Here is a 26482-nt window from a genome sequence, read left to right on the forward strand (position 1 = left end):
GATCGCGCCTTTCCCGTTTCGTCGCTCTGTATGCGACCCCTGTCGCAGGCCCTCCCTTTTCCGTCGAAATCTGGCCTCGACTGCGGCAATAAAGGTAGCTGATATGAGCGCAAGACACTTTCTCTCACTGATGGATTGCACGCCCCAGGAGCTCCAAGGCCTGGTGCGTCGCGGCATCGAGCTGAAGGATCTGCGCGAGCGCGGCATTCTTTTCGAGCCGCTGAAAAACCGTGTCCTTGGGATGATCTTCGAGAAAGCTTCGACCCGGACCCGCCTGTCGTTCGAAGCAGGCATGATCCAACTCGGTGGCCAGGCAATCTTCCTATCCCCCCGCGATACGCAACTGGGTCGCGGAGAGCCGATCAGCGATTCGGCCATCGTCATGTCGAGCATGCTCGACGCGATCATGATCCGCACATTTGCTCATTCGACGTTGACCGAATTTGCCGCTAACTCCTCGGTCCCGGTAATAAATGGCCTGTCGGATGATCTACACCCGTGCCAGCTTATGGCCGACATGCAGACCTTCCATGAGCTACGCGGCAATATCGCCGGCAAGACCGTAGCCTGGATCGGTGATGGCAATAACATGTGCAACTCTTATATGGAGGCCGCCATCCAGTTCGACTTCCAGTTGCGCATCGCTTGCCCCGAAGGGTACGAACCCGAGGGCCAGCTGTTGGCGCAAGCTGGCGACCGGGTGCAAGTCTTCCGTGACCCTCGTGAAGCCGTGAGTGGCGCGCACCTGGTCAGCACCGACGTGTGGGCCTCAATGGGCCAGGAAGACGAGGTGGCTGCACGTATCGCCACGTTCCGACCCTATCAGGTCGACCGCGCGCTTCTCGACGTGGCAGCCGAAGACGTGCTGTTCATGCACTGCCTGCCCGCGCATCGCGGCGAAGAGATCAGTCACGACCTGCTGGACGACAAGCGCTCGGTGGCCTGGCAGCAAGCAGAGAACCGCTTGCATGTACAAAAGGCATTGCTTGAATTCCTGGTCGAGCCGGCTTACCACCACGCATGAGCCATGAACCGCTGTTGCACCTGCGTAATCTTGACTGCGGCTACGGTGGCCAGAGCGTTGTGCAGCACCTCAATCTGCACCTCAATCGCGGCGACATCGGCTGCCTGCTCGGGCCTTCCGGCTGCGGTAAAACCACGACCCTTCGCGCCATCGCCGGTTTCGAGCACGTAAATGAGGGCGAGATTCAGCTAGGCGACGCCGTGTTGTCGCGGCGCGGTTATACCCTTGCTCCAGAGAAGCGTCGCATCGGCATGGTGTTTCAGGACTACGCCCTGTTCCCTCACCTGACCGTCGCTGAGAACGTCGCCTTTGGCATTCGCAAGCAACCGAACTGGCAGAACATCGTCAACGACATGCTCGAGCTCGTGCACCTTGCGCCTTTGAGCCAGCGTTACCCGCACGAGCTGTCAGGCGGTCAGCAACAACGTGTCGCACTTGCTCGGGCGCTTGCGCCAGAACCGGAACTGCTATTGCTGGACGAACCATTCTCCAATCTTGATGGAGACTTGCGACGGCGCCTGAGCCATGAGGTTCGGGAGATCCTGAAGACACGCGGCACCAGTGCCATTCTGGTTACCCACGATCAGGAGGAAGCATTCGCCGTCAGCGATCAGGTTGGTGTGTTCAAGGACGGCCGGCTCGAGCAATGGGACACGCCTTACAACCTCTACCATGAGCCTTTCACGCCCTTCGTGGCGAGCTTCATAGGTCAGGGCTATTTCATTCGCGGTCAACTGATCGACCCGGAAACGGTGCAGACTGAACTCGGCGTGATCCGAGGCAACCGTGCTTACACAATGCCGGCTGGAAGCTCCGTGGATGTGCTGTTGCGCCCTGATGACATCATCTATTCACCGCAGAGCGCACTCAAGGCGCTGATCGTCGGCAAGACCTTTCTCGGCGCCTCGACCCTGTATCGATTGCAGTTGCCAACCGGCAACCAGCTGGAAGGGATATTTCCCAGCCATGCGGACTATCCGACCGGCCAGGAAGTCGGCATTGGAATAGCCGCTGATCACTTGGTGGTATTTCCCGCTCAGGGCAGCGTCGCTGCGCATGAAAAACTTCCTAAAACGGGCGTGCGCCGATACAGCGGTGGAATTTGAGCTAAAAGATCAGCCGCTATGAGCTTTCCGCAGTTCCCCCACTTCGAGCTAGATGGCGGCGGGCGCGAAAAAAAGCGCTCAACATATCGCTGCACGCTTCGCCCATCAGGCCACCCTCAACCAGCACGCGGTGATTGAGAAATTCCTGAGAGAAGAACTGACCTCGGCTGATCGCAACACCAGCCTTCGGCTCCTTAGCGCCATACACGACACGCTGCACCCGCGAGTGGACGATCAAACCAGCGCACATGCTGCATGGCTCCAGCGTGACGTACAGCGTGCTGCCTGGCAGCCGATAGTTCTCCAGGCTCGACGCCGCCTCTCGGATCGCAACCATCTCGGCATGAGCACTGGGGTCGTTTCGAGAGATCGGACAATTGAAGCCACGACCGATGATCTTGCCGTCTTGGACCAGCACAGCCCCAACAGGCACCTCGCCCAGCAACGCCCCTTGCGCGGCGAGCTCGAGCGCCTCCCGCATGAAGTCCTCATCGCGAGAACGGTCGATGATCATTGGTCTTTTCATTTGTCGATCCGGTAGTGCTTTCGCTCAAACAACTTCGATCGCCGCCATCAGGCCCGTTTCCATATGGTCGATGACGTGGCAATGGAACATCCAGACGCCAGGATTATCCGCGACCAGCGCAATCCGCGCAGTCTCGTTCTTGCCGAGCAGATAGGTATCGGTGAACCAGGGGTCGATACGCTTGCGGTTGGAGGAGATGACTTTGAAGGTCATGCCATGCAGATGGATTGGATGCTGATATTGGCTGAGGTTTCGTAGTTCGAAAATGTAATGACCGTCGCGTTGAAGGGTAGCTATCGGCCGATCCGCACAGGTCTTGTCGTTGATATCCCATGCTTGTCCGTTGATCTGCCAAAAGGTGAACGCGCCGGTCGGCCCTGTATCAGCCGAGAGTGTGCCAGCCCATTCGAAATTGAAGCGCAGCGTTTCTGCCTTCTCAAGGTCGGGTTCAGCAACGGGATTGGCCGGCAACGGCGCAGGCCAATCGCCTTCAGTTTCTGCAGTAGCCACCGAGGTGAGGGTCGCCAGCCTCAGCGGACCGTTGCGCAACGAAATATGCTCCCCCACTGCTGGCACCTTGAGCGCCAGATCGATGCGCATCCCAGGGCCCAGCCAGTATTCTTTGCCAAGTGGGCGCGGCAAGATCGGATGACCGTCTATTGCGTAGATGCGAGCCTGCCCATCCGACAGGTTCAGTCGGTAGGTCAGGGTGTTTGTCACGTTGAGGATACGCAACCGCACCACCTGCCCTGCAGGCAACTCCAGAGTCGGTGCATGCTCACCGTTGACGGTTGACAATACGCCCGGCGTACCGGCCCTGGCGGCCTCGCGCGGCACGCTGAAATCAGTGAATGCACCTTGTTTGTCGACATGCCAATTTTTCAGGCTCAACGTCCGTTCATGGCGAAACCCGCTCGGCTCACGCTCCTCCACGATCAACGGCCCGACCAGACCTCTCCCCAGTTGCCCAGCGCTGGTGGTGTGTGGGTGATACCAGAAGCTTCCCGCATCGTGCACCTGAAACAGGTAGTCGAACGACTCGCCCGGCATCACCGGCAGCTGAGACACGTAGGGCACGCCGTCCATGTTCAGTGGCAGGCGGATGCCGTGCCAGTGAATGGTCGTGGGCTCCGGCAAGTGATTGATGAAGCGCACCCGCAGCCAATCTCCCTGCCGGGCGCGAAGCTCGACGCCGGGCGCTTGACCGCCGTAGCACCAGGCCGGTGTCTTGGCTCCCGCGACCAGCTCGATGTCAGCGGGCGCCGCGATCAGCTCATAGTCATGCGTTACGGGGTCTGCTGGCCGGCCCAGCCAGTAGCGTGCGCCACCACCCACCACACCTAGCGCTACCACTCCGGCCATGCCGACCAGCATCTTTCTTCGGGTAAAAGTCATCTTCATCTCATTGAAAAACTGCACGAGCAGTCGCCAGATTGGAATCGCTCGCATTTGCTTAATGCTACAACTTCGTGCCCCACCCCGCAGCCCTCACCCCAGAAAGCATCATCATTGCTTGCTGCGAACCCTTGCGGCTGATTGAGCGTCTACTACGACAACATTCATTCACATCCAAGGAGGCGCTATGCACACCACCGCAGCCCACGCCAAAGGCGAAGTCAGCCGCGGGATCACCTGGCTCGCCCGCAGCGGGTACGCCGCGCGAGGGGTGGTTTACATCATTGTCGGCGCATTCGCATTCATGGCGGGTATCGGCAGCGGGGAAACCGTAGGTACCAAGGGCGCCATTCAGCAATTGTTGAGTCAACCCTTCGGTACGGTCTTGCTCTGGATCATGGTTGTCGGCCTGTTGGCCTACGCCGCTTGGCGCATCACTCAGGCCATAACCGATCCCGAGGGGCATGGCACCAAAGCCAAAGGTCTGGTCATCCGCGCCGGTTTGGTAGGCGGCGCGATCACCTACAGCCTGTTGGCGCTGTTCACCCTTGGCCTACTCGGCACATCCATCGGTGAATCATCGGGTGGAGGCAATGGCGGCTCCGGCGCCGGTGGTGACTTCCTCTCCGGCCTGCTCGGCTGGAAGTACTCTAACTACCTGGTATACGCCGTTGCGTTGATTCCGCTTGGTGTGGGCATCGCGCATATCATCAAAGGGTGGAAAGCCAAGTTCGAAAAGTACTTCTACGCCTCCGAGGACGTCATGCGCTGGGTCCGCCCAATTTCCCGTGCAGGCCTGATTGCGCGTGGCATCGCATTTCTGATCGTAGCCGGAATGCTCTTCAGCGGCGGCACGCGGTATGAACCCACCGACCCACCTGGGCTGGAGGATGCATTGAATGCACTGCAAAGCCTGCCGTTCGGAGCGTTCTGGTTGTCGATCGTAGGCCTTGGGCTCGTGGCCTTCGCCCTTTACAGCATCTCCGAAGCCATCTGGCGCCGTATCGATACCGCTGCCGTCATGGGCTGATCAGCCGATAAAAAAGCCCCGGCATGCCGGGGCTTTTTTTTACCATCAACCGTTAGGTCATCATTCCCACTCAATCGTCGCTGGCGGCTTGCTCGACACGTCGTAGGTCACGCGGGAGATACCCTCGATTTCGTTGATGATGCGGTTGGAGACCTTTTCCAGCAGTTCGTAGGGCAGATGTGCCCAACGCGCGGTCATGAAATCTATGGTTTCAACCGCACGTAGCGCAACGACCCAGGCGTAGCGGCGGCCGTCGCCTACCACACCAACGGACTTGACCGGCTGGAAAACCACGAAGGCCTGGCTGGTCTTGTGGTACCAATCGAAGTTACGCAGCTCCTGGATGAAGATGTGGTCGGCACGACGCAGCAGGTCGGCATATTCCTTCTTCACCTCGCCAAGGATGCGCACGCCCAGACCCGGGCCCGGGAAAGGATGGCGATAGACCATGTCATACGGCAGGCCCAACTCCATACCGATCTTGCGGACCTCGTCCTTGAACAGCTCGCGCAACGGCTCGACTAGCTTGAGGTTCATTTCCTCCGGCAGGCCACCCACGTTGTGGTGCGACTTGATCACATGAGCTTTACCGCTCTTGGCACCGGCGGACTCGATGACGTCCGGGTAGATGGTGCCCTGGGCGAGGAACTGGATGTTGTCGAGCTTACTGGCCTGGGCGTCGAAGACGTCGATGAAGGTGCGACCAATGATCTTGCGCTTCTTCTCGGGGTCGGCTTCGCCAGCCAGATTTTCGAGAAACTGAGCTTCGGCGTCCGCGCGGATCACCTTGACGCCCATGTTCTCGGCGAACATCGCCATCACCTGATCGCCTTCATGCAGGCGCAGCAGGCCGTTATCGACGAACACGCAGGTCAGCTGATCGCCAATGGCCTTGTGCAACAGCGCCGCAACTACGGAGGAATCGACACCGCCAGACAGACCCAGCAGCACGTTGGCCGATCCAACCTGGTTGCGTACCTGCTCAACCAGATCATCAACGATGTTGGACGGCGTCCACAGCGCTTCGCAGCCGCATATTTCCAGCAGGAAGCGCGACAGGATGCGTCCGCCCTGGCGGGTGTGGGTTACCTCCGGGTGGAACTGCACGCCATAGTAGCGACGGTCATCATCACCCATGGCTGCGATCGGGCAGCTCGGAGTGCTGGCCAGGATGTGGAAACCGGCTGGCAATTCGGTGACCTTGTCACCGTGGCTCATCCAGACGTCGAGCCCGAACACGCCGTCATCGTCCATATGGTCTTCGATGCCGTCGAACAGCTTGGACTTGCCAACCAGATCGACCCGCGCGTAGCCGAACTCGCGCTCATCGGAACCCTGCACCTCGCCGCCTAGCTGCTCGGAGATGGTCTGCATGCCGTAGCAGATGCCGAACAGCGGTACGCCCAGCTCGAATACCGCCTGTGGAGCGCGCGGGCTGCCTTCCGCGTGCACCGACTCAGGCCCGCCCGCGAGAATGATGCCGCGCGGGGCAAAGGCGCGAATGTCTTCATCCGTCATGTCGAACGGATGCAGTTCGCAATAAACGCCGAGCTCGCGCACGCGACGGGCGATCAACTGGGTGTACTGCGAGCCGAAATCCAGAATCAGGATGCGGTGAGCGTGAATGTCTTGATGGGCCATTTTTTTCCCCTGGGAAAAACAGCTGAAGGCTGAACGCCGGCTGACTGATCGGGGCACAGCCCCGTCCAGCCGGTCGGCGATCAGCCTCCAGCGACAGAAATATCAACCAACGCGGTAGTTGGGCGCTTCCTTGGTGATCTGCACGTCATGCACATGTGATTCAGCCATGCCGGCACCGGTGATGCGCACGAACTGCGGATGGGTGCGCATGTGATCGATGGTCGCGCTGCCGGTATAGCCCATCGAAGCGCGCAGGCCGCCCATCAGCTGATGGATGATCGCCGCCAGCGAGCCCTTGTATGGCACGCGCCCCTCGATGCCTTCCGGCACAAGCTTTTCGGCACCCGCAGAGGAGTCTTGGAAGTAACGATCGGAAGAGCCCTGCGCCTGGGACATCGCACCCAGCGAACCCATGCCGCGGTAAGCCTTGTAGGAACGGCCCTGGAACAGCTCGATCTCGCCTGGGGCTTCTTCGGTACCGGCGAACATCGAGCCCATCATCACGGCGTTGGCGCCCGCAACGATGGCCTTGGAAAGGTCTCCGGAGAAGCGGATGCCGCCGTCGGCAATCATCGGCACACCGGTGCCTTCGAGGGCAGCCGACACGTTGGCGATGGCGGAAATCTGCGGGACACCGACACCAGCAACGATCCGGGTGGTGCAGATAGAGCCTGGGCCAATCCCAACCTTGACCGCGTCGGCGCCGGCCTTGACCAGATCCAGTGCGGCTTCGGCGGTGGCGATGTTGCCGCCGATCACCTGAACCTGCGGGAAGTTGTCCTTCACCCAGCGAACGCGGTCGAGCACGCCGCGTGAATGGCCGTGAGCGGTGTCCACCACGATCACGTCGACACCGGCGGCAGCCAGCGCTTCGACACGCTCGGCGGTATCAGCACCTGTACCCACGGCGGCGCCTACACGGAGGCGGCCTTCACCGTCCTTGGAAGCCAGCGGGTAGGTCTTGGCCTTCTCGATATCGCGGAAGGTAACCAGGCCACGCAAGTGGAAATTGCCGTCGACCACCAGCATTTTCTCGATGCGGTGTTCGTACAGTTTGGTTTTGATCTGCTCGAGGCCAGTGCCTTCCTGAACAGTAACCAGCTCTTCCTTGGGGGTCATGATCGCGGCGACCGAATCACCGGCGTTCGGCGTAAAGCGCAGGTCGCGGCCGGTAACGATGCCTACCAGCTCCTTGCCAGAAACAACCGGAAAACCCGAGAAGCCCAGTTCGTGAGCCTTGCGCAGCAGTTCGCTGATCTTGGTTTCAGGGGTGACGGTAACGGGGTCGTGAACGATCGCCGTTTCGTGGCGCTTGACCTTGCGCACTTCGGCGGCCTGCTGCTCCACGTTCATGTTCTTGTGGATGATGCCGATGCCGCCTTCCTGCGCCATGGCGATGGCCAGGCGGGCTTCGGTGACGGTGTCCATTGCCGCCGAAACGAGGGGAATGTTCAGCTCTATTTCGCGGGTCAGGCGGGTCTTGAGGCTGACATCCTTCGGCAGGACCTCGGAATATCCCGGGATCAGGAGAACATCGTCGAAAGTCAGGGCTTCTTGGCTGATACGCAGCATGGCGGGGGCTCCCAGGCGGGAAAAAGGAAGCGCGGCATTATACCCACGCATACCATGCTGCTCAATGCAGTTCTGCGGACTGTCGCGCTCGCCTCGAAGTCAGCCGCTGACCAAATGACCAATCGGTCACGAGTGATCGATCACTATCGTCACGCCGAAGCCTAGCCTCGCGGCGAACTCATCAAGAAACGACTCACGAAAGCCGGCCTCCCCCCAGCCATTGAAGATGAACCCCAGGTTGGAAAATCCACAGGCAGGGATGAACAGAAAGCCGTTGATATCGTCCTCGAAGCCGCATTCCGGGCATGTGAAATTGTCGGAGTGCTTGGGCATCCACTCGTCCAGGCTTTCGAACAGCGCCTCGCCGATCTCGCGACGGCACTCGGGGCAGCCCGCCTCCTCGGCGAACTCACGGGTCGGCGTATAAATACAGCGCTTGGTGATCACTTCCAATCCATTGATGGCCTCGCCGAAGGGCAGTCGTTCGGGGCGCTTCACGACATTGCGAGCGCCCTGCGCAACCGCGTATCCCATGCCGCCGACTCCGCGACCGCAGGTGGTTGGCAACGCCTCGATAACCCGCCGCTCAGCAAGCCAGCGCAGGATCATCCGTGCTTTCGACTCATGGCCGGGAAAGGTGGAAATACGCGGCACGATGATGGCTTGGCTGTAGCTCATGAGGGCTCGAACGAGAGACGGAGAGAGGCCGCGCAGCTTAGCGCCGCGTCCCGCACGGTCAAGAGCACTTGGGCGATGCATCACGGTTTCGGTTTGCGCATGACCGTGCGCGGCTTATCATCGCCGTCATGCTAAATGATCCCTTCCAACGCCTGAACCTCGACCGAGAAGTGCTGACTGTCAGCCAGCTCAACGGCCGCGCTCGGCAATTACTCGAAGACGTGTTCGCCCAGGTCTGGGTCGAAGGCGAGATTTCCAACCTGGCCAAGCCGGCATCCGGCCACATCTATTTCACATTGAAGGACAAGAACGCTCAGGTCCGATGCGCACTGTTCCGGCAGAACGCCTTGCGCGTGCGCCAGGCGCTGCGCGATGGCCTGGCGGTAAAGGTGCGCGGGCGGGTGTCGTTGTTCGAGGGTCGCGGCGACTATCAGCTGATTCTCGATAATGTCGAGCCGGCCGGTGACGGTTCGCTGCGCCTGGCCTTCGAAGCGCTGAAGGAGAAGCTCTCTGCCGAAGGCCTGTTCGACGCCTCTGGCATGCGCGCCCTGCCCTCTCACCCACGGCGCATCGGCATCGTCAGCTCGCCCACTGGCGCTGTGATCCGCGACATCATTTCGGTGTTCCGCCGACGTGCCCCGCATGTCGCCCTGACCCTGGTGCCGACGCCAGTGCAAGGCCGCGAAGCGACCGCGCAGATCGTCCGTGCCCTTGAGCTTGCAGACCGTGGCGGCTTCGATGCGCTGATCCTGGCTCGAGGTGGCGGTTCGCTTGAAGACCTCTGGTGCTTCAACGAGGAAGTGGTCGCCCGTGCCATAGCCGCTTGCGAGACGCCGATCGTTTGCGCGGTCGGCCACGAGACGGATGTCTCGATTGCCGATTTCGTCGCCGACGTCCGCGCACCAACGCCATCTGCTGCCGCCGAACTCCTGGCTCCCAGTAGCGCGGATGTGCGTCAGCGTCTTGAGGGGCTGCGCCAGCGCCTGTTGCTGCGCATGCGCGATCGCCTTCATCGCGACGCGGCGCGCGTGGAGGGCCTGACCCGACGCCTGCGCCATCCGGGCGAACGCCTGCAACAGCAAGCCCAACGCATCGACGATCTTGAGGCGCGCCTGTTGCGTGGTATCGATCGCCGGCTCTGCGCTGGGCAAGAGCGTCTCGCGCGTCTCGAAACGCGTCTCGCCGGGCAGCATCCAGGTCGGTCATTGAATCTGCTTCGCCAGCGCCTGGAGCATCTGTCTAGCCGGCTGCCCCGCGCCATGCAAGACACCTTGAAAACCCAACGCCAGCAGCTGCAAGGTCTGGCCCAGACATTGAACGTCGTCAGCCCGCTCGCCACGCTGTCACGTGGTTACAGCATCCTGCTCGATGAGCGCGGCCAAGCGATCCGACGAGCCGATCAGACCCAGCCCGGTCAACGACTCAAGGCCCGGCTCGGAAACGGCGAGCTGGATGTGCGTGTCGAAGACAATCACCAGACGCCGGTAACCTTGTCGTTGCTGGACTGACTTACCCATCACTCGGGATTTCCATGCGTTTCGTCCTTGCCCTGCTCCTGTGCTTGACCCTGCCTGCTCACGCCGAAGGCTTTCTCACCCGTCTGCTGAACAAACCGGTGCCAGGCGGCGTTGCGGTCGTTGATCTCGGCAACGATGCCAGCGCCCCGAAAGCGCGTTACGACGGCAAGCCCGTGCTGGTGGTGCGCGAGGATGATCAGCGCTGGATCGCCATCGTCGGCATTCCGCTGACGGTCAAAGCGGGCCAGCACTCGCTGGATGTTGCCGGCAAAGCACATGGCTTCCGCGTCGAGCCTCGTACCTACCGCGAGCAGCACATCACGCTGAAGAATCAGCGGCAGGTCAATCCAAACCCGGACGACCTCAAGCGCATCGAGCGTGAACTGGACGAACAGACCCGCGCCTATCGTCAGTTCAGCGAGCGCCAGCCCAGCAACCTGCTTTTCGACAAGCCGGTCAATGGCCCTCTGTCCTCGCCGTTCGGGTTGCGCCGCTTCTTCAATGGTGAGGAGCGCAACCCGCATTCGGGGCTCGATTTTGCTGCCAAGACCGGCACGCCGATAAAAGCACCGGCGGCCGGCAAGGTGATTCTCACTGGCAACTATTTTTTCAATGGCAAGACGGTGTTCGTCGACCACGGCCAGGGGCTGATCAGCATGTTCTGCCACCTGTCGCAGGTCGACGTAAAGGTGGGCGACGAGTTGGTCCGCGGCGCCGTACTGGGCAAGGTCGGCGCGACCGGCCGGGCCACGGGGCCACATCTACACTGGAATGTCAGCCTCAACGACGCGCGCATCGATCCGTCCATTTTCATTGGTGCGTTCAAGCTCTGATCTATTCGAGGACAACGGCATGCTCATCAACGCGCAGGACTCCACCCTTCTAATCATCGATATCCAGGAACGGCTTTTCCCCGCCATCGAGGGCCACAGCGAACTTGCTGAGCACAGCGCCTGGTTGATGCAGGTTGCCGAGCGCGTCGGCGTCCCTGTGCTCCTTACCGAGCAGTACAGCAAGGGCCTGGGCCCCACGGTCGCCTCTTTGCGCGATGGCGTAGCCGAAGAGGCGATCATCGAGAAGCTGCACTTTTCCGCTGCGCGCGACGGCGAACTTTTCAAGAGACCCGGGGGTGAGCGCAAGCAATTCGTGATCAGCGGGATCGAAACTCATATCTGCGTATTGCAGACCGTTATCGACCTGCTGGCTCGCGGCAATCAGGTTTTCGTGGTGGACGAAGCCGTCGGCTCGCGCCGCGCCAGTGACAAAGTGCTGGGCCTCGCACGTATGCAGCAGGCCGGAGCAAGCATCGTTTCGCGCGAAATGGTCGCCTTCGAATGGATGGAGCAAGCCGGGACTGATCTGTTTCGGTCAATCAGCCGCGAATTCATCCGCTGATATGAGCCGCTTGAAAAACCCCGCTTGCCTGGCGCGGCATGACGGTGAGGACATATGCAGGACGAATTGAACGTCTGGCTGGCATGGCTGAACGAGCATGCGGAGCTGCAAACTCTCGTGTCCAGTGCCGCATTGATATTTGCGGCCTGGCTCGCCAACTGGGTGGTCAAACGTATCCTGGTGCGCGGGCTGTACAAGGTGCTGCGCAACACACGGGAAAACAAGCTGCAGGACTTCGGCATTATCCGGCGACTGTCCAACATTGTGCCGGCGCTGGTGCTGTCCATCGGTGTGAATGCCGTCCCGGGTCTGCCGGAAGCCGCCGTTACCGTGGTGCGCAACGTATGCGGCGGCTTCATCGTGCTGACCATTGCACTCGCCATGGGCGCGCTGCTGGACATCATCAACATGATGTATCAGCGCAGACCGGACGCACGTCTGCACCCGATCAAGGGCTATCTGCAGGTCGTGAAGATCGTTGTCTACGCCATCGCGACCATCCTCATCATTGCGACCTTGATCGACCGTTCGCCATTGATCCTGCTGTCCGGGCTCGGCGCCATGGCGGCCGTGCTGATGCTCATATTCCAGGACACCCTGCTTTCACTGGTGGCGAGCGTGCAGATCACCTCCAACGACCTGATCCGCGTCGGCGACTGGGTGGAGATGCCGCAGCTCAATGTTGATGGCGACGTCATCGATATCGCCCTGCATACCGTGAAGGTGCAGAACTGGGACAAAACCATCAGCAACATCCCAACCAAGCGCTTCATCAGCGATTCGTTCAAGAACTGGCGCGGCATGCAGGAAAGCGGCGGACGGCGGATCAAGCGTTGCCTGTACCTCGATCAGCAAAGCGTGCACTTTCTCAGCAGTGAGGAGTGCGAGCACCTGCACCGATTCAACCTGCTGGATGAATACCTCTCGGAAAAGCGCCGCGAGATCGATGAATGGAATGCCAAGCTCGAGGAGCGGGGCAAGGAGCCGGTCAATACGCGCCGGATCACCAATATCGGCAGTTTTCGCGCTTACGTGGAACGTTATCTACGCAGCCACGGTGGCATCCACCAATCCATGACCCTGATGGTGCGCCAGCTAAGCCCCACCGCTGACGGCCTGCCTCTTGAAATCTACTGCTTCACGAACACCGTCGCCTGGACACAGTACGAGGCGATTCAGTCAGACATCTTCGACCACTTGCTAGCGATCCTGCCGGAGTTCGGCCTGCGTGTATTCCAGCATCCGAGCGGCGGGGATATGCGCGACTGGCGCGACTCAATGAACGACCGCGGCGCACCGGCGCTGCACAGTCCGCAAAGGTGCCAGATCGAGAAAGTGTCGACCGAAAGCCGCACCGAGACATGAGTAACGCGCGAGACGCGCCGCTCCCCTGCTCTCAGCATGCCAGGCTGCATCCGAAGCGAGGAGGCCTCGCTTCGGGGCACAGCCATCCCTCGTTCAGAAGCTCATATCAACCCGCGCCCAATAAGTGCGCCCCGGTTCGTTGATGCGCGCGTCGGCGGGCAGTCCGATGCCGGCGTTGCCCGCCTGATTGAGGTGCTCGCTATAGGCCTTATCAAGCAGATTGTCGATCCCGCTGCTGAGTTTGAAGTGTTGGTTCAGCCGATAGGCCCCGTTAAGCGAGAGCACGCCAAAGCCCGAGCTGTCATCGAAGTCCTTGCTGGTCACGTTGCCCTTCCCTGCAGCGATACGACTCTGGGCTGCCACTACCCGCCAAAGGGTTGCAGCGCTCCAGTCGCCCTGCTCGTACGTCAGCCCCAGCCGCCCTTCCAGGGGCGGCATCTGCGGCAATGCCTCGCCATCAGAGCTGTTCTTGCCCCAGGCGTAAGCCAGGCTGGCGTCGCTTTTCCAGTTCGGCGAGAGGCGATAACTGCCGCCTACCTCCCCGCCCATGATGCGGGCATCGATGTTATCGGCAGTCGATGTGGAGATGCCCATCATATTGGTCTGGTAGCTGAACAGAACGTAATCGCGGATCTGGCCGATGTAGGCCGAAGCCCATGCATCCAGCGGCCCGCGGCTGTATTGCAGCCCAACGTCTAGCTGCGTCGTTTTTTCGGGCCGCAGCTTGTCGAACGCATCAGCTCCCCCGGAGAACAACTCCCAGTAATCGGGGAAGCGCTGGGTATGACCAAGTCCCGCATAGACAGTCGCCGATAGCGCTTGCAGGTCGTGCTCATAACGTATGAAACCGCTTGGCAGCGTGTCGCTGCGGCTGTCCAGGGCAGAGGAGTTGGCTCCACGCGAGTCGCGGGCCTGCACATGATCCAAACGTGCACCGCCGATCAGTCGGCTGTCCCCGTTCAGATCATGGGTAAGCTCACCGAACAGGCCATAGCTGTGAAAATCAGCGTCCTTGGTCCAGGCGAAGCGGTCATGTTCAGTCAATGTGCCGGTCATCATGTTGAACTGGGAACTTCGCTTGCGATGCTCGTTGCGTTGCGCATCGACACCCGCCACAAGCTCATATGTGTCCCATTGCCAGGTGGCAGCGAAGCGACCGCCCAGGGTACGCCGATCCACGTTGCTCGCCATCGGCCGGCCCATCATGCCCATGCCGGATGGCGCGCGCAGACTGTAGTTATCCATTACATGGTCGGCGTAGTTGTAATAGATCCGCGCATCGATCTTGCGTAGCACTTCTGCGAGGTTGTCCCGTTCGAAGCGCAGCGCAAGGCTCTCGCGATCAAACTGGCTGCCGTCCATGCCGCGACCGGCATAACGGGCCTCGCCATCGCCTTGACCGAACGTCAATTCCAGAAGCGTATCGTCGTCGGGCACCCATCCAAGGACCATATCGGTGCTCCATTTGTCCCAGCGAGAATGCACCCTGTCGCCATTCCCATCCTGGTAGTCGTCCGAATCCGAACGGTTGGCCAGCAGCCGCAGGTAACCCTTGTCGCTGCCGGCAGCGGCGTCGACATTGCGGTCGAAACGACCGTCAGAACCAACCAGGAAGCTGGCGTCGACACGCCCGCCCAACCCGGTGAAATCCTCTGGATCTCGCTCGAAGAGTATCGTCGCCGCCGAGTTACCCGGCCCCCAAAGTACCGTCTGCGGACCCTTGATAACAGTCAGGTTGTCGTAGTTTTCCGGCGTGATGTATGAGCTTGGCGAATCCATGCGGCTCGGGCAGGCGCCTAACATCTCGCCGCCATTGGACAGCAACTTCAGACGCGAGCCGAACATGCCGCGAAACACCGGATCACTGTTGGAGCCGCCGCCGCGCACCGCGGAGAAGCCGGGGATGGTCTGCAGGTAATCCCCGGCATCGCTTGCAGGCACTGGCTGCCGTGGAATCTTCGGATCGGTCACGACGGTCAGTGGCGACTGCTGAGCAACCCCCGTGATAACCAACGGTGCCAACTCGATCGCACCGGCATTATCCGAGTGATGCGCATGCCCCTCGGCGGCCAGCGCACCGCTGGTGATCATAACCAGGAGCGCCGCATGGGCTAGCTGCCAGCGCCGACGGGACGGCAGGATCGAAAACGTTTTGGACAGGCGCTCACGCGCCAGACCGTCATGACTATTTCTGGACATAGAGAATTCCACTTCTGCATTGGATGACCGCAACGAGGCGGCTGGTGAATGTCAGCAGTGGAGCGATGGCGGAGCACGTGGACTTGCGTTGCTTCGGCGTACCGTCGACGGTAGCGGTTGGGCGGGAATGGCCTGGAGGTAGAAAGGTTCGTGCCGCACCAGGACCAGCTGCACGCGCAGGCTAAGCGGCGGGTTCGCCGCCAGCAGCTCGCAATAGCCGCAGAGATCCAACCCTGACAACCAAGCCGGACTAGCTGCTTTAGCCGACCCGTGATGCCCATGGGCCGAAGATTCTAAGCCGGTATGGTTACCGTGCAGGCTTGCCTCGGCAGCCTGGAATGCCGAATACACCGGGCCGACATGAATTATCAGCATGGCGAACAGGCCAAGCCAGTAACTCATCGTTGAAAGCCCTTTGCGTGTCACCGGCAGGTCCTTTAGTCGAGCAAGATCCACCTCAACGGGATCGACTGGATGATCGCATGCCCCTATCGCCTTGGATGCTGCGACACGAAGACGCGATTACCGGAGCAATGAAGCACGACTTTTACTCCCGAAACCGGCAGAAAAATCTCAAATATTCTATTCATTGGCATAAACCATCAATTTCTTATCTGACGTTGCAATACCCAGCCAATAAGTCATAACTTTGCACCATAGACAGCTGCCCGATACGGGTAGTCAAGTCGTTCGCTCAAAGGATCGCCCGGGGAAACGCCATGACCATGCTCAAGAATCCATCGACGAAATATCGCGCCTTTCCAACCATCGACATCGCGGATCGCACCTGGCCGTCCAAGACCATTACACAGGCACCGATCTGGCTGAGCTCGGATCTGCGAGACGGCAACCAGTCCTTGATCGAGCCGATGGACGCGGCCAAGAAGATGCGCTTCTTCAAGACACTGGTTCAGGTCGGCCTGAAAGAGATCGAAGTGGGTTTCCCCTCTGCGTCGCAAACTGATTTCGACTTCGTGCGCGAGTTGATTGAAGGTGGTCATATCCCTGACGATGTCACCATTCAGGTGCTGACTCAGGCGCGTGAAGACTTGATCACTCGTACCTTCGAGTCACTCAAGGGCGCCAAGCGGGCCATCGTCCACTACTACAACGCCACCGCACCGAGTTTCCGCCGTATCGTCTTCAACCAGGACAAGACCGGAGTGGTGGGCATAGCCGTCGCCGCTGCGCAGGTGGTCAAGCGTTTGGCTGAAGCCGCACCAGAAACGGACTGGCGCTTCGAGTACTCCCCAGAAGTGTTCAGTTCCACCGAAACCGACTTCGCCGTCGAGGTCTGCAACGCAGTCATCGAGGTATTCCAGCCAACCCCGTCGAAAAAACTGATTCTCAATCTGCCCGCCACCGTGGAAGCGGCTACGCCGAATATCTATGCAGACCAAATCGAGTACTTCGGGCGCAAGATCAACAAGCGCGACAGCGTATTGATCAGCCTGCATACCCATAACGACCGCGGCACCGGCGTTGCCGCGACCGAACTGGGGCTGATGGCAGGTGCTGACCGTGTAGAAGGCTGCCTGTTCGGCAACGGCGAACGCACCGGCAATGTCGATCTGGTGACCGTGGCGCTGAACATGTACAGCCAGGGTGTCGATCCACAGCTGGATTTTTCCGACATCGATGCCGTGCGCAAGGTGGTGGAAGAGTGCAATCAGTTACCGGTACACCCACGCCATCCTTATGTGGGAGATCTGGTGCATACGGCGTTCTCCGGTTCCCATCAGGACGCGATTCGGAAGGGCTTCACCCAGCAGGACCCGAACGACATATGGGAAGTCCCTTATCTGCCGATCGACCCGGCCGATATCGGCCGCAGCTACGAAGCGGTCATCCGCGTCAACAGCCAGTCGGGCAAAGGCGGCATCACCTATCTGCTGGAACAGGAGTATGGCATCAGCCTGCCACGGCGCATGCAGATCGAGTTCAGTCAGGTGGTCCAGAAGGAAACCGATCGTCTGGGGCTGGAGATGAGCGCCAAGCAGATCTATGCCTTGCTCGAAGAGGAATATTTACAGGCGACCGCCCCCTACACGCTGAAGAGCCATCGGCTGCAGGAAGAAAACGGCACGAGCGCGGTAGAAGTAGAGGTCTCCAATGGTGGTGAGATCGTGCACTGGCGCGGCATCGGTAAAGGTCCATTGGAAGCGCTGGTCGCCGGATTGCCGGTCAAGCTGGAAATTATGGACTACCACGAGCACTCCATCGGTGCCGGCAGCAATGCCCGCGCGGCCGCTTATATCGAGGTGCGCCTCGATGGCGAGCGAGCGTTGCACGGCATTGGCATTGACGAGAACATCACCACTGCAAGCATCCGTGCCCTGTTCAGCGCGCTGAACAGAGCCCTGCGCGAAGCAGAGGCCAAAGCGGCCTGATCCAACAGGCGAGCCCGAAAGGGCTCGCCACTTCCGTACTGCAGCCCTCCATCGGCGTCGACGCAGCAATCGACTACCACTTCACACCTCCCCTTTTCGCAGAAACGCACCAGTCATCGACAGGATTGTGCAAGCGCATTGGCATGCGCGCACCTTAGGCTTGAAGGTCTTCACACCCACTCCGAATACAGGGGAGACGTATGAGCCAAGCCATCGGTTATGCGGCCAACGACGCAAGCACACCGCTCGCACCTTTCAATTTCACCCGCCGCGCTGTCGGCCCGAACGACGTACAGATCGACATCCTCTACTGTGGCGTTTGCCATTCGGATCTGCATACCGCACGCAATGAATGGAACAATACGCTTTACCCATCCGTACCGGGCCACGAAATAGTCGGCCGCGTCACGGCCGTCGGTGATTCGGTAGAAAGCTTCAAGGTGGGCGATCTGGCTGGCGTCGGTTGCATGGTCGACAGCTGCCAAAGCTGCCTATCCTGCGGTGAGGGGCTGGAGCAATACTGCGAGAACGGATTCATTGGCACTTACAATGGTCACGCGTTCGGTGGAGGCGAAAATACCCTTGGTGGCTATTCCGACCATATCGTGGTCGACAAGCGATTCGTTCTGCGAATCTCCCACGGCGAAGAAAACCTTGCGGCGGTTTCACCGCTATTGTGCGCCGGCATCACCACCTATTCGCCGCTGCGCCAGTGGAAAGTCGGGCCAGGGCAGAAGGTCGGTGTGGTTGGCCTCGGTGGCCTGGGGCACATGGCAGTAAAAATCGCCAATGCGATGGGTGCACATGTGGTGTTATTCACGACCTCACCCGACAAGAAAGAGGATGCGCTGCGTCTTGGCGCAAGCGAAGTGGTGGTCTCCAGGAACAAGGATGAGATGGCTGCTCATGTAAACAGCTTCGACTTCATCCTCAATACCGTCGCCGCACCACATGACCTCGACGCGTTTCTTTCACTGCTCAAGCGCGATGCGACCATGACCCTAGTGGGCGCGCCGGCGTCACCGCACCCCTCCCCCAACGTGTTCGGGCTCATCTTCAAACGGCGCCGCCTGGCCGGCTCGCTGATCGGGGGAATCGCCGAGACTCAGGAGATGCTCGACTTCTGCGCCAAGCACAACATCGTTTCGGACATTGAGATGATCGATATCCAGAACATCAATGATGCCTACGAGCGCATGCTCAAAAGCGATGTGAAGTACCGCTTCGTCATCGATATGGCCTCGTTGAAGTCCGCCTGAGTCTCGGCCCGACAGCTGGGCGTCAAGCGCGGAACATCCTTCCAGGCTTCCCTGATCGTGACCGAGCGGCTAATGTCGCCGCCCGTTCTGCTGAGAAGCCTGGTATGCGCTATTTGATCTTCGTCACGCTGCTCTGGGCGTTTTCCTTCAATCTGATCGGTGCATATCTGGCCGGCCAGGTAGACAGTTACTTCGCCGTCCTGACACGAGTCGTGCTCGCCGGGCTGGTGTTCCTTCCTCTGACACGCTGGCGGGGCGTCGCGCCTGGCTTCATTGCGGGCGTGACCCTGGTAGGCGCTTTGCAGTTCGGTGTCACTTACCTGTGCCTCTACCTCAGCTTCAACGTGCTGACGGTGGCCGAAGTATTGCTTTTCACTGTGCTCACCCCACTGCACGTGACGCTGATCGACGATGCACTCAATCGCCGTTTCAATCCCTGGGCTCTGGTGGCGGCCGCAGTTGCCGTATTCGGCGCAGGGCTGATCCGATACGACGGTGTATCCAGCGATTTCCTCGGAGGCTTTCTGCTGATGCAGCTGGCCAATTTCACCTTTGCCGCCGGGCAAGTCGGGTACAAGCATCTGACACGCCGATATCCTTCGGATATTCCACTGCATCGGCGCTTCGGCTATTTCTTCCTGGGCGCTTTGGTCGTGGTTCTGCCAGCCTGGCTGTTGTTCGGCAATCCCGAAAAACTGCCATCGACTACGAGTCAGTGGGCCGTGCTTGTATGGATGGGCGTACTAGCCACTGCATTGGGCCAATTCTGCTGGAACAAGGGCGCCACCCTGGTTGATGCCGGAACCCTGGCCGTGATGAACAACATGGCGGTACCGGTAGGGCTGGTACTCAACCTCGTGTTTTGGGGCACCAAAACAAATCTGCTGCTGCTGACGGTTGGCGGGCTGATCATTCTTGCGTCGCTTGGGATCAACCGTCTCGGCCGACAAACGGCTTGATAAAAAGCCTTCAAGCCTATGTTTTAAAATGATTTTCTGTTTGCACACAGTTAAGATGCGACGTCCCGCATGGATGCATTTCTCAGTCAGTCGTCGAGAAGCCCATGCGCCGCATCAGCTTGTTTTTGTTCGTCCTCTTTTTTTCCACTACCACTCATGCAGACGCCCCGCGGACCTTTCGCGAAGCGAAGAAAGTGGCATGGAACATCTACGCCGAACGCCCGGTAGACTTCTATTGCGGCTGCGCCTTCAAAGGCAAGAACATCGACCTTGCCGGCTGCGGCTACATCCCGCGCAAGCAACCCAAGCGTGCTGCGCGCGTGGAATGGGAGCACATCGTCCCTGCGTGGGTCATTGGCCATCAGCGGCAGTGTTGGCAACAAGGCGGGCGTAAGCACTGCACTGCGAGCGACCCGGTGTTCAGCAAGGCCGAGGCCGATCTGCACAATCTCGTTCCGGTAGTCGGCGAGGTGAATGGCGACCGCAGCAACTACGGTTTTGGGATGCTCAGCGAAAAGCCTAGCCAGTACGGCGCGTGCCCCTTCGTGGTCAACTTCAAACAGCGCACCGCCATGCCGCCGGAATACAGCCGCGGCGCGATCGCTCGCACTTACCTATACATGAGCGAACGCTATCAGTTGCGCCTGTCCAAGCAAGACCGCCGGCTCTACGACATCTGGAATCGCCAGTACCCGGTCAGCGAATGGGAGCAGTGGCGCAATCGCAGCGTCGCCTGTGCTCAGGGCAACGCCAACCGCTATGTCGGCATGGTCGACCTGCGGCGCTGCAGCCGATCGATCTCACATACCGGTACGCCCAAGAGCGGCCAGGGCTGATCTACCAGGACGTTACAGCGCAGCGCGGCGTTCAGAGGATGTGGTTGCGTCCTCCAGGTCGCACGCGGCATTCTGCCGGCTATCCCGACGAATCTTGGCAGCTTTCGATGCAGGAAAAGACGCTTTACACAACGCTCGCGCTGGTCGTGCTGCTCGCCCTGATCCTGTCTGGCATCGCGCCCTATGATCGAGCAACCTGGTTGCTTGAGGTCGCTCCGGTTCTGATTGCCGCCCCGTTGTTGATTTGGAGTTACCGGCGATTCCCTTTGACTCAGTTGCTCTACTGGGTCATCGCTGTCCACTCCCTGATATTGATCATGGGCGGCACCTACAGCTATGCGCGTGTGCCGGCAGGTTTCTGGGTCCAGGATTTATTCGAACTCAGCCGCAACCCGTACGACAAGCTAGGCCATTTCATACAGGGCGTTACACCTGCGCTGCTCGCTCGCGAAATACTGCTGCGCTTGCGTTATGTAGCGCCCGGCAAAATGCTCGGTTTCCTTTCACTCTGTGTGGCACTGGCGTTCAGCGCGTTCTACGAACTCATTGAATGGTGGGTTGCGCTGCTCGCAGGGCAAGGCGCGGATGATTTCCTCGGCACGCAGGGGGACCCCTGGGACACCCAATCGGACATGTTCATGGCGTTGCTAGGCGCATTGCTGTCGGTCAGCTGGCTATCACGAATTCAGGACCGACAGATCGACCCTGCGGTCCCGACAGCCAGGGCCGTGTAGCTATGTTCTATAGGCTCAGCGCTGATGCGGTGCTCATCCTGCACCTGGGCTTTATCGTCTTCGTTTTGCTCGGCGGCTTGCTTGTGGCCTGGAAACGACCTTTTTTGATACTGCATCTGCCAGCCATGGCGTGGGGCATATTCGTGGAGCTGACCGGGCGGCTATGTCCACTCACCTATTGGGAGAACGATCTACGCAAGCTCGCTGGTGGCGCTGGCTATGAGACCAGCTTCGTGGAGCAGTACCTCCTGCCACTGATTTATCCATCCTGGCTGAGCGTACCGGTGCAGTATCTGCTGGCCGCGGTGGTGGTCACCGTCAACCTGCTGATCTATGGCTGGGTAGTGTGGCGCTGGCAACGCAGGCCAGCGCCGGCTGACTGACGGCTACCCAAACTAAAGTCTCAGCTCGAAGGAATCGCCATCGTGATAGGCAGGGAATTTGTTGCGAAAGGCCGCGAGATCCCGAGCACGCAGCGTTGTGCGGAACACTCCATCGGCTGCTCCCGCCTCCAGCAGCGGGTCGCCCAGATAATCGAGCACTTGCGAGTCCCCGCTGTAGGGATAGCCTTTACCGTCTTCGCCGACTCTGTTCACCGCCGCGACATAGCAGAGGTTCTCGATTGCACGCGCCGGTAACAAGCGATTCCATGCATTGCGTCGGGCAGCGGGCCAGTTCGCAGTGTAGAGAAGCAGGTCGGTGTCATGAGGATCGCGGCTCCAGACCGGGAAACGCAGGTCGTAACAGATCAGCGGACGTACATGCCAGCCCTGGAGTTCGAACAGCGCTTGTTGCTCTCCAGCGGTGTAGTGCTTGTGCTCCCCTGCCATGCGGAACAGATGACGCTTGTCATAGTGCGAAATCTCACCATCTGGCCGCGCCCAGAGCAGGCGATTGCGGTGGCTGCCGTCAGCGGCTTCGATGATTACGCTCCCGGTAATCACGGCCTCAACGCGGGCCGCCTGCTCGCGCAACCAGCTGTAGGTGGGGCCTTCCTCAGGCTCCGCGAGCTCGGCGGAATTCATCGAGAATGCTGTGGTGAACATCTCGGGCAAGACAATGAGGTCCGCGCCACGGGCCTCATCCAGCAAGCCAACAAAACGCGCTCGATTAGCGTCGGCATCCTGCCAGACGAGAGTGGTCTGGATCAGAGCCAGCTCAAGGTCCGGCAGATTGTTCAGATCGCGCATAGTCGTTCCGCTGCCTGACGCAGCGTCTCCTCTCGTTTGGCGAAGCAGAAGCGGACCAGCCGCGACTCTGCAGGAGGCGTTTGATAGAAAACGGAGATCGGGATGGTCGCCACCCCGTGCTCGCGAGTCAGCCATTGCGACATGGCAACATCGTCCAGCTCGGGGCGGATCTCGGAGTAGTCCGCCAGCTGGAAGTAAGTACCGGCCGCGCGGGTAAAGCTGAAGCGCGATTCTGCCAGCAAGTCGCAGAAAAGGTCCCGCTTCGCCTGGTAGAACCCCGCCAGTTCACTCAGGTGTTCCGGGTGCGCGGCCATGAACTCCGCTAGCGCCCATTGCAATGGCGTGACGCCGGTGAAACTGACGTACTGATGCACTTTGCGCAACTCGGTGCTGAGCGCAGCTGGCGCAACCACATAGCCGGTCTTCCAGCCTGTGACGTGATAAGTCTTGCCAAAAGAACTGACGACGAAGGCGCGCTGATACAGCTCCTCATGACGAAGCACACTGGCGTGCTCGTGACCGTCAAAGACCAGATGCTCATAGACCTCGTCACTGAGCAGATAGATATCTTTGTCGCGAATCAGGCTGGCCAGACGGTCCAGATCCGCCAGATCTATCAGCGCTCCGCTCGGGTTATGCGGCGTGTTCAGGACGATCATGCGAGTGCGAGGCGTAATTGCATCGGCCAGCTTTTGCCAGTCGATAGTGAAATCCGGCAGGCTAAGCGGCTGGTGAATGCACAGGCCACCGGCAAGCTCCATCGCGGGCTCGTAGCTGTCGTAACAGGGATCGAAAACAATCACCTCATCACCCGGTCGGATAACGGCGTGGATTGCGCAGAAAATCGCCTGCGTCGCGCCAGGCGTAATGGTGACTTCGCTGTCGGCGCTGACCTGGCGACCATAGAGTGACGCAACTTTGATCGCCACCTGGTCGCGCAGCGCTGGCAAACCAGTCATCGGCGCATACTGATTGTGTCCGGCCATAACGTGTCGGCCTACCGCCTCGCGCAACGCGTCCGGGCCGTCGAAATCTGGAAAACCCTGAGACAGGTTCAACGCACCGGTCTGCGCCGCCAGCTGCGACATGGTGGTGAAAATCGTGGTGCCTACATTGGGCAATTTACTGATGAGCATGAAAGCCTTCCGACAGGCCTGCCGTACGGGGCCTCGGCAGGGGAAAACAGCATAGCTGATCAAAGCGACCTGATACGAGGGGCGGACGGCATAGCAGGTTAGTGCCTGCTAAAGTTGACTCCACGATCCAGCCCGACCTACATCCATCAAAAAGGAGCTCACATGCCTTTCGATCTTTCCGATTCGTTATGGAACGAACTGCGTGAGCAGGCCAAAACTGCACGGGAGAGGGAACCTGCACTGGGCACGATGTTCAAGCTGGCGATACTTGATCATTCGGACCTAGGGGGGGCTTTGGCTTATCGGGTAAGCCAGGCGCTGTCCGACACGCCAGACCAGCAGGCTGCGCTTTTCGACCGCTTCGCCGGCATCCTCTGCCAGATTCCGGCCCTGGCTGATCATGCGAGCCACGATCTGAGCGCTATAGTCAGTCGCGACCCGGCCTTCGACAACGCTCTCGAAGTATTTCTGTTCTCAAAAGGTTTTCTCGCGCTGCAGGCTTACCGTATCGGACACCGCTTGCTACACCAGGGCGAGCGCTTGACGGCTTTGTTTATTCAAGCGCGCTGCAACGAGCGCCTGGCCATTGATATCAATCCCGCGAGCCGCATAGGCAGGGGCATCATGCTCGACCATGGAACCGGCATCGTCATCGGCGAAACCGCTGAAGTCGGCGATGACGTATCGATCTTGCAAGGCGTGACCCTGGGTGGCACAGGAAAGGAAAGCGGCGACCGACACCCGAAGGTGCGCAGCGGCGTGATGATCGGCGCGGGGGCAAAAATTCTCGGCAACATCGAAATTGGCGAAGGCGCGAAAATCGGCGCAGGCAGTGTAGTGCTGCATGCTGTTCCACCGCATACCACTGTGGTAGGCAACCCAGCGCGCCCCGTTGGCAAGCCGAAGCATGCAAGACCGGCCCTTGCCATGGACCAGTCCTGCGATGAAGGCAATTGAGACTCAGCGCTTGTCGCGGCGCTTCTTTTCAGCCTTCTTGTGGTGCGACATGAGGCGGCGCTTCTTGTTTACCTGCCTGTCGGTGAGGGTGTTCTTCTTGCCCTCGTAAGGGTTCTCTCCACCCTTGTATTCGATGCGAATGGGCGTACCCACCAACTTGAGGACCCGCCGATAGGTGTTCTCCAGATAGCGCGTATAAGACTTCGGAATCGCGTCGACCTGATTGCCGTGAATGATGATCAGAGGCGGGTTTGCACCACCCAGATGCGCGTATCTGAGCTTGATGCGCCGGCTAGCGACCATTGGCGGCGCATGCTCGCGTACCGCATCTTCGAGAATCTGCGTCAATCGGCTCGTAGGCCAACGAGTGACGGCGGATGTGAATGAAGCCTGTACGGACTTGTAGAGACTACCGACCCCAGTACCGTGCTTGGCCGAAATGAAGTGGATATCGGCAAACTCGACAAAGAACAACCGACGCTCGAGCTCGGTCTTCACGTAATCACGCTCGCTCGGCTCCATGCCGTCCCACTTGTTCAGCGCTATCACCAGCGCACGACCGCTTTCAAGAACAAAACCGAGCAAGTTGAGATCATGCTCGACCACCCCTTCACGGGCATCCATGACAAAGATCACCACGTTGGCGTCCTGGATTGCCTGCAGCGTCTTTACCACCGAGAATTTTTCCACCGCCTCGAAGATCTTGCCCCGGCGCCGCACACCTGCGGTATCGATCAGCGTGTATTTTTCATCACCACGTTCGAACGGAATATAAATGCTGTCGCGCGTAGTGCCTGCCTGGTCATAGACGATAACCCGCTCTTCGCCGAGCATGCGATTGACCAGCGTCGACTTGCCCACATTAGGACGGCCGATGATCGCGATCTTGATACCGTCCTTCTCGCTAGGCCCAGGGATACGCTTGAGCTCTTCACCCTCGGCAACCGGTTCGCTCTCTTCGCCCTCACCCTCGATTTCTTCGGCGTTGTCCTTGGGAAATACTCCCAGTGCTTGCTCAAGCATGTGGGTGATACCGCGACCGTGTGCGGCGGCAATCGGCAACGCATCCCCAAGCCCTAGAGGGCTGAACTCAGCTCGTGCAATGTCCGGGTCAATGCTGTCAACTTTGTTGGCTACCAGAAAATGCCGTTTGTTCATCTTGCGCAGGTGCTCGGCAATCATTTGATCGCCAGGCGTCATGCCAGCACGCGCATCGACCATGAACATCACTACATCGGCTTCCTGCATCGCCTGCAATGACTGCTCGGCCATCTTGGCGTCAATGCCCTCTTCGTCCCCGGTCAAGCCGCCCGTATCGATAACGATATAGGTACGACCCTGCCATTTGGCCTCGCCATACTGGCGGTCGCGGGTCAGACCAGCGTACTCAGCGACGATAGCGTCACGGCTCTTGGTGAGTCGGTTAAACAGGGTGGACTTGCCAACGTTCGGGCGGCCCACCAGGGCGATTACGGGAACCATGCGGCTCTCCACTGCGATATTTCAGAAAACACGAAGGCCGCTGCAAGGCAGCGGCCAGATATAAGCGCTCCGCCATACGCGGAGCCAAGCG

General features: G+C 59.7%; 24 protein-coding genes. 14 read left to right on the top strand and 10 right to left on the bottom strand.

Translation table 11 applies throughout. The features are described from left to right. Positions 1–103: 103 nt before the first annotated feature. Both argF and EA797_RS07285 read left to right on the top strand, forming a co-directional pair. Positions 104–1024: an ornithine carbamoyltransferase gene (gene argF, locus EA797_RS07280; RefSeq protein ID WP_122164443.1), complete on the top strand. Its 921-nt coding sequence runs from the start codon at positions 104–106 to the stop codon at positions 1022–1024. Then, positions 1021–2130 carry an ABC transporter ATP-binding protein gene (locus tag EA797_RS07285; RefSeq protein WP_122164444.1) on the top strand — a complete coding sequence of 370 codons (1110 nt, stop codon included), beginning with the start codon at positions 1021–1023 and terminating at the stop codon, positions 2128–2130. The genes argF and EA797_RS07285 overlap by 4 nt, the downstream gene beginning before the upstream one ends. A 16-nt stretch (positions 2131–2146) precedes the next feature. Here EA797_RS07285 and tadA read toward each other — a convergent pair whose 3' ends face one another. Together tadA and EA797_RS07295 are read right to left on the bottom strand one after the other, a co-directional pair. Beyond that, positions 2147–2656, bottom strand: coding sequence for a tRNA adenosine(34) deaminase TadA (gene tadA / locus EA797_RS07290; RefSeq protein ID WP_122164445.1), 510 nt, complete (start codon positions 2654–2656; stop codon positions 2147–2149). Positions 2657–2680: 24 nt separating this feature from the next. Further along, positions 2681–4051 carry a multicopper oxidase family protein gene (locus EA797_RS07295; protein WP_122164735.1) on the bottom strand — a complete coding sequence of 457 codons (1371 nt, stop codon included), beginning with the start codon at positions 4049–4051 and terminating at the stop codon, positions 2681–2683. A gap of 187 nt (positions 4052–4238) precedes the next feature. Between EA797_RS07295 and EA797_RS07300 the strand changes: the two genes are divergently transcribed. Next, positions 4239–5081, top strand: coding sequence for a DUF1206 domain-containing protein (locus EA797_RS07300; RefSeq protein ID WP_122164446.1), 843 nt, complete (start codon positions 4239–4241; stop codon positions 5079–5081). Positions 5082–5141: 60 nt separating this feature from the next. On the opposite strand, the gene guaA is transcribed toward EA797_RS07300, so the two are convergent. The 3 genes from guaA to EA797_RS07315 all read right to left on the bottom strand — a co-directional run bounded on the left by guaA (position 5142) and on the right by EA797_RS07315 (position 8972). Further along, positions 5142–6722, bottom strand: a complete 1581-nt coding sequence (guaA, locus tag EA797_RS07305; protein WP_122164447.1) for a glutamine-hydrolyzing GMP synthase — start codon at positions 6720–6722, stop codon at positions 5142–5144. Positions 6723–6824: 102 nt separating this feature from the next. After that, complete coding sequence (gene guaB / locus EA797_RS07310) at positions 6825–8294, bottom strand: IMP dehydrogenase (RefSeq protein ID WP_122164448.1); 1470 nt, start codon at positions 8292–8294, stop codon at positions 6825–6827. A gap of 126 nt (positions 8295–8420) precedes the next feature. After that, positions 8421–8972, bottom strand: coding sequence for a sugar ABC transporter ATPase (locus EA797_RS07315; protein ID WP_122164449.1), 552 nt, complete (start codon positions 8970–8972; stop codon positions 8421–8423). A gap of 128 nt (positions 8973–9100) precedes the next feature. On the opposite strand from EA797_RS07315, the gene xseA reads away from it, so the two are divergent. From xseA to EA797_RS07335, 4 genes are read left to right on the top strand one after another with little or no spacing between them, the layout of a single operon-like run. Further along, on the top strand, positions 9101–10480 hold the full coding sequence (gene xseA / locus EA797_RS07320) for an exodeoxyribonuclease VII large subunit (RefSeq protein ID WP_122164736.1): 1380 nt from the start codon (positions 9101–9103) through the stop codon (positions 10478–10480). 23 nt (positions 10481–10503) lie between these two features. Continuing rightward, complete coding sequence (locus tag EA797_RS07325) at positions 10504–11322, top strand: M23 family metallopeptidase (protein ID WP_122164450.1); 819 nt, start codon at positions 10504–10506, stop codon at positions 11320–11322. Between the two features lie 19 nt (positions 11323–11341). After that, positions 11342–11884 (top strand): hydrolase, encoded by a 543-nt coding sequence (locus EA797_RS07330; protein ID WP_122164451.1) that lies wholly within the window; start codon positions 11342–11344, stop codon positions 11882–11884. A gap of 54 nt (positions 11885–11938) precedes the next feature. After that, positions 11939–13249, top strand: coding sequence for a mechanosensitive ion channel family protein (locus EA797_RS07335; protein WP_122164452.1), 1311 nt, complete (start codon positions 11939–11941; stop codon positions 13247–13249). A 93-nt stretch (positions 13250–13342) separates the two neighbouring features. On the opposite strand, the gene EA797_RS07340 is transcribed toward EA797_RS07335, so the two are convergent. Together EA797_RS07340 and EA797_RS07345 are read right to left on the bottom strand one after the other, a co-directional pair. Continuing rightward, positions 13343–15448, bottom strand: a complete 2106-nt coding sequence (locus EA797_RS07340) for a TonB-dependent copper receptor (RefSeq protein ID WP_122164453.1) — start codon at positions 15446–15448, stop codon at positions 13343–13345. A 51-nt stretch (positions 15449–15499) separates the two neighbouring features. Continuing rightward, complete coding sequence (locus tag EA797_RS07345) at positions 15500–15850, bottom strand: DUF2946 domain-containing protein (protein WP_122164454.1); 351 nt, start codon at positions 15848–15850, stop codon at positions 15500–15502. 317 nt (positions 15851–16167) lie between these two features. On the opposite strand from EA797_RS07345, the gene leuA reads away from it, so the two are divergent. The 6 genes from leuA to EA797_RS07375 all read left to right on the top strand — a co-directional run bounded on the left by leuA (position 16168) and on the right by EA797_RS07375 (position 22009). Continuing rightward, entirely contained in the window at positions 16168–17838 is a 1671-nt protein-coding gene (gene leuA / locus EA797_RS07350; RefSeq protein WP_122164455.1) for a 2-isopropylmalate synthase, read from the top strand. 200 nt (positions 17839–18038) lie between these two features. After that, entirely contained in the window at positions 18039–19097 is a 1059-nt protein-coding gene (locus EA797_RS07355; RefSeq protein WP_122164456.1) for an NAD(P)-dependent alcohol dehydrogenase, read from the top strand. 104 nt (positions 19098–19201) lie between these two features. Further along, on the top strand, positions 19202–20056 hold the full coding sequence (locus EA797_RS07360) for a carboxylate/amino acid/amine transporter (protein WP_122164457.1): 855 nt from the start codon (positions 19202–19204) through the stop codon (positions 20054–20056). 104 nt (positions 20057–20160) lie between these two features. Further along, positions 20161–20892: an endonuclease gene (locus EA797_RS07365; RefSeq protein ID WP_122164458.1), complete on the top strand. Its 732-nt coding sequence runs from the start codon at positions 20161–20163 to the stop codon at positions 20890–20892. Between the two features lie 107 nt (positions 20893–20999). Next, entirely contained in the window at positions 21000–21626 is a 627-nt protein-coding gene (locus tag EA797_RS07370) for a DUF2238 domain-containing protein (RefSeq protein ID WP_122164737.1), read from the top strand. Positions 21627–21628: 2 nt separating this feature from the next. Beyond that, a complete protein-coding gene (locus tag EA797_RS07375; RefSeq protein WP_122164459.1) occupies positions 21629–22009 on the top strand; it encodes a DUF2784 domain-containing protein in 381 nt (126 codons plus the stop codon). Between the two features lie 12 nt (positions 22010–22021). Here the strand turns inward: EA797_RS07375 and EA797_RS07380 are convergent, their stop codons facing one another. Further along, a complete protein-coding gene (locus tag EA797_RS07380) occupies positions 22022–22816 on the bottom strand; it encodes an amidohydrolase (RefSeq protein ID WP_122164460.1) in 795 nt (264 codons plus the stop codon). Further along, the gene (locus EA797_RS07385) at positions 22804–23952 is read right to left on the bottom strand and encodes a pyridoxal phosphate-dependent aminotransferase (protein WP_122164461.1); all 1149 of its coding nucleotides are present in this window, start codon (positions 23950–23952) and stop codon (positions 22804–22806) included. Before EA797_RS07385 ends, EA797_RS07380 begins: the two co-directional genes overlap by 13 nt. Before the next feature lie 162 nt (positions 23953–24114). Here EA797_RS07385 and cysE point away from each other — a divergent pair, with 162 nt between their 5' ends. Further along, positions 24115–24909, top strand: a complete 795-nt coding sequence (gene cysE, locus EA797_RS07390; RefSeq protein ID WP_122164462.1) for a serine O-acetyltransferase — start codon at positions 24115–24117, stop codon at positions 24907–24909. Positions 24910–24912: 3 nt separating this feature from the next. On the opposite strand, the gene der is transcribed toward cysE, so the two are convergent. Next, entirely contained in the window at positions 24913–26391 is a 1479-nt protein-coding gene (gene der, locus EA797_RS07395) for a ribosome biogenesis GTPase Der (protein WP_122164463.1), read from the bottom strand. Positions 26392–26482 lie beyond the last annotated feature (91 nt).

It is taken from the genome of Stutzerimonas zhaodongensis (assembly GCF_003696365.1).
GTDB classification, from domain to species: domain Bacteria; phylum Pseudomonadota; class Gammaproteobacteria; order Pseudomonadales; family Pseudomonadaceae; genus Stutzerimonas; species Stutzerimonas zhaodongensis.

What these genes read in the sequence shown, in the direction of transcription:
- EA797_RS07300 (WP_122164446.1), top strand. Translation starts at nt 4,239, where the DNA reads ATGCACACCACCGCAGCCCACGCCAAAGGCGAAGTCAGCCGCGGGATC.
- guaB (WP_122164448.1), bottom strand. Translation starts at nt 8,294, where the DNA reads ATGCTGCGTATCAGCCAAGAAGCCCTGACTTTCGACGATGTTCTCCTG.
- EA797_RS07340 (WP_122164453.1), bottom strand. Translation starts at nt 15,448, where the DNA reads ATGTCCAGAAATAGTCATGACGGTCTGGCGCGTGAGCGCCTGTCCAAA.
- xseA (WP_122164736.1), top strand. Translation starts at nt 9,101, where the DNA reads ATGCTAAATGATCCCTTCCAACGCCTGAACCTCGACCGAGAAGTGCTG.
- EA797_RS07380 (WP_122164460.1), bottom strand. Translation starts at nt 22,816, where the DNA reads ATGCGCGATCTGAACAATCTGCCGGACCTTGAGCTGGCTCTGATCCAG.
- EA797_RS07325 (WP_122164450.1), top strand. Translation starts at nt 10,504, where the DNA reads ATGCGTTTCGTCCTTGCCCTGCTCCTGTGCTTGACCCTGCCTGCTCAC.
- EA797_RS07335 (WP_122164452.1), top strand. Translation starts at nt 11,939, where the DNA reads ATGCAGGACGAATTGAACGTCTGGCTGGCATGGCTGAACGAGCATGCG.
- EA797_RS07355 (WP_122164456.1), top strand. Translation starts at nt 18,039, where the DNA reads ATGAGCCAAGCCATCGGTTATGCGGCCAACGACGCAAGCACACCGCTC.
- EA797_RS07345 (WP_122164454.1), bottom strand. Translation starts at nt 15,850, where the DNA reads ATGAGTTACTGGCTTGGCCTGTTCGCCATGCTGATAATTCATGTCGGC.
- EA797_RS07295 (WP_122164735.1), bottom strand. Translation starts at nt 4,051, where the DNA reads ATGACTTTTACCCGAAGAAAGATGCTGGTCGGCATGGCCGGAGTGGTA.
- EA797_RS07315 (WP_122164449.1), bottom strand. Translation starts at nt 8,972, where the DNA reads ATGAGCTACAGCCAAGCCATCATCGTGCCGCGTATTTCCACCTTTCCC.
- argF (WP_122164443.1), top strand. Translation starts at nt 104, where the DNA reads ATGAGCGCAAGACACTTTCTCTCACTGATGGATTGCACGCCCCAGGAG.
- der (WP_122164463.1), bottom strand. Translation starts at nt 26,391, where the DNA reads ATGGTTCCCGTAATCGCCCTGGTGGGCCGCCCGAACGTTGGCAAGTCC.
- EA797_RS07330 (WP_122164451.1), top strand. Translation starts at nt 11,342, where the DNA reads ATGCTCATCAACGCGCAGGACTCCACCCTTCTAATCATCGATATCCAG.
- EA797_RS07360 (WP_122164457.1), top strand. Translation starts at nt 19,202, where the DNA reads ATGCGCTATTTGATCTTCGTCACGCTGCTCTGGGCGTTTTCCTTCAAT.
- EA797_RS07285 (WP_122164444.1), top strand. Translation starts at nt 1,021, where the DNA reads ATGAGCCATGAACCGCTGTTGCACCTGCGTAATCTTGACTGCGGCTAC.
- tadA (WP_122164445.1), bottom strand. Translation starts at nt 2,656, where the DNA reads ATGAAAAGACCAATGATCATCGACCGTTCTCGCGATGAGGACTTCATG.
- guaA (WP_122164447.1), bottom strand. Translation starts at nt 6,722, where the DNA reads ATGGCCCATCAAGACATTCACGCTCACCGCATCCTGATTCTGGATTTC.
- EA797_RS07385 (WP_122164461.1), bottom strand. Translation starts at nt 23,952, where the DNA reads ATGCTCATCAGTAAATTGCCCAATGTAGGCACCACGATTTTCACCACC.
- EA797_RS07365 (WP_122164458.1), top strand. Translation starts at nt 20,161, where the DNA reads ATGCGCCGCATCAGCTTGTTTTTGTTCGTCCTCTTTTTTTCCACTACC.
- EA797_RS07375 (WP_122164459.1), top strand. Translation starts at nt 21,629, where the DNA reads ATGTTCTATAGGCTCAGCGCTGATGCGGTGCTCATCCTGCACCTGGGC.
- leuA (WP_122164455.1), top strand. Translation starts at nt 16,168, where the DNA reads ATGACCATGCTCAAGAATCCATCGACGAAATATCGCGCCTTTCCAACC.
- cysE (WP_122164462.1), top strand. Translation starts at nt 24,115, where the DNA reads ATGCCTTTCGATCTTTCCGATTCGTTATGGAACGAACTGCGTGAGCAG.
- EA797_RS07370 (WP_122164737.1), top strand. Translation starts at nt 21,000, where the DNA reads ATGCAGGAAAAGACGCTTTACACAACGCTCGCGCTGGTCGTGCTGCTC.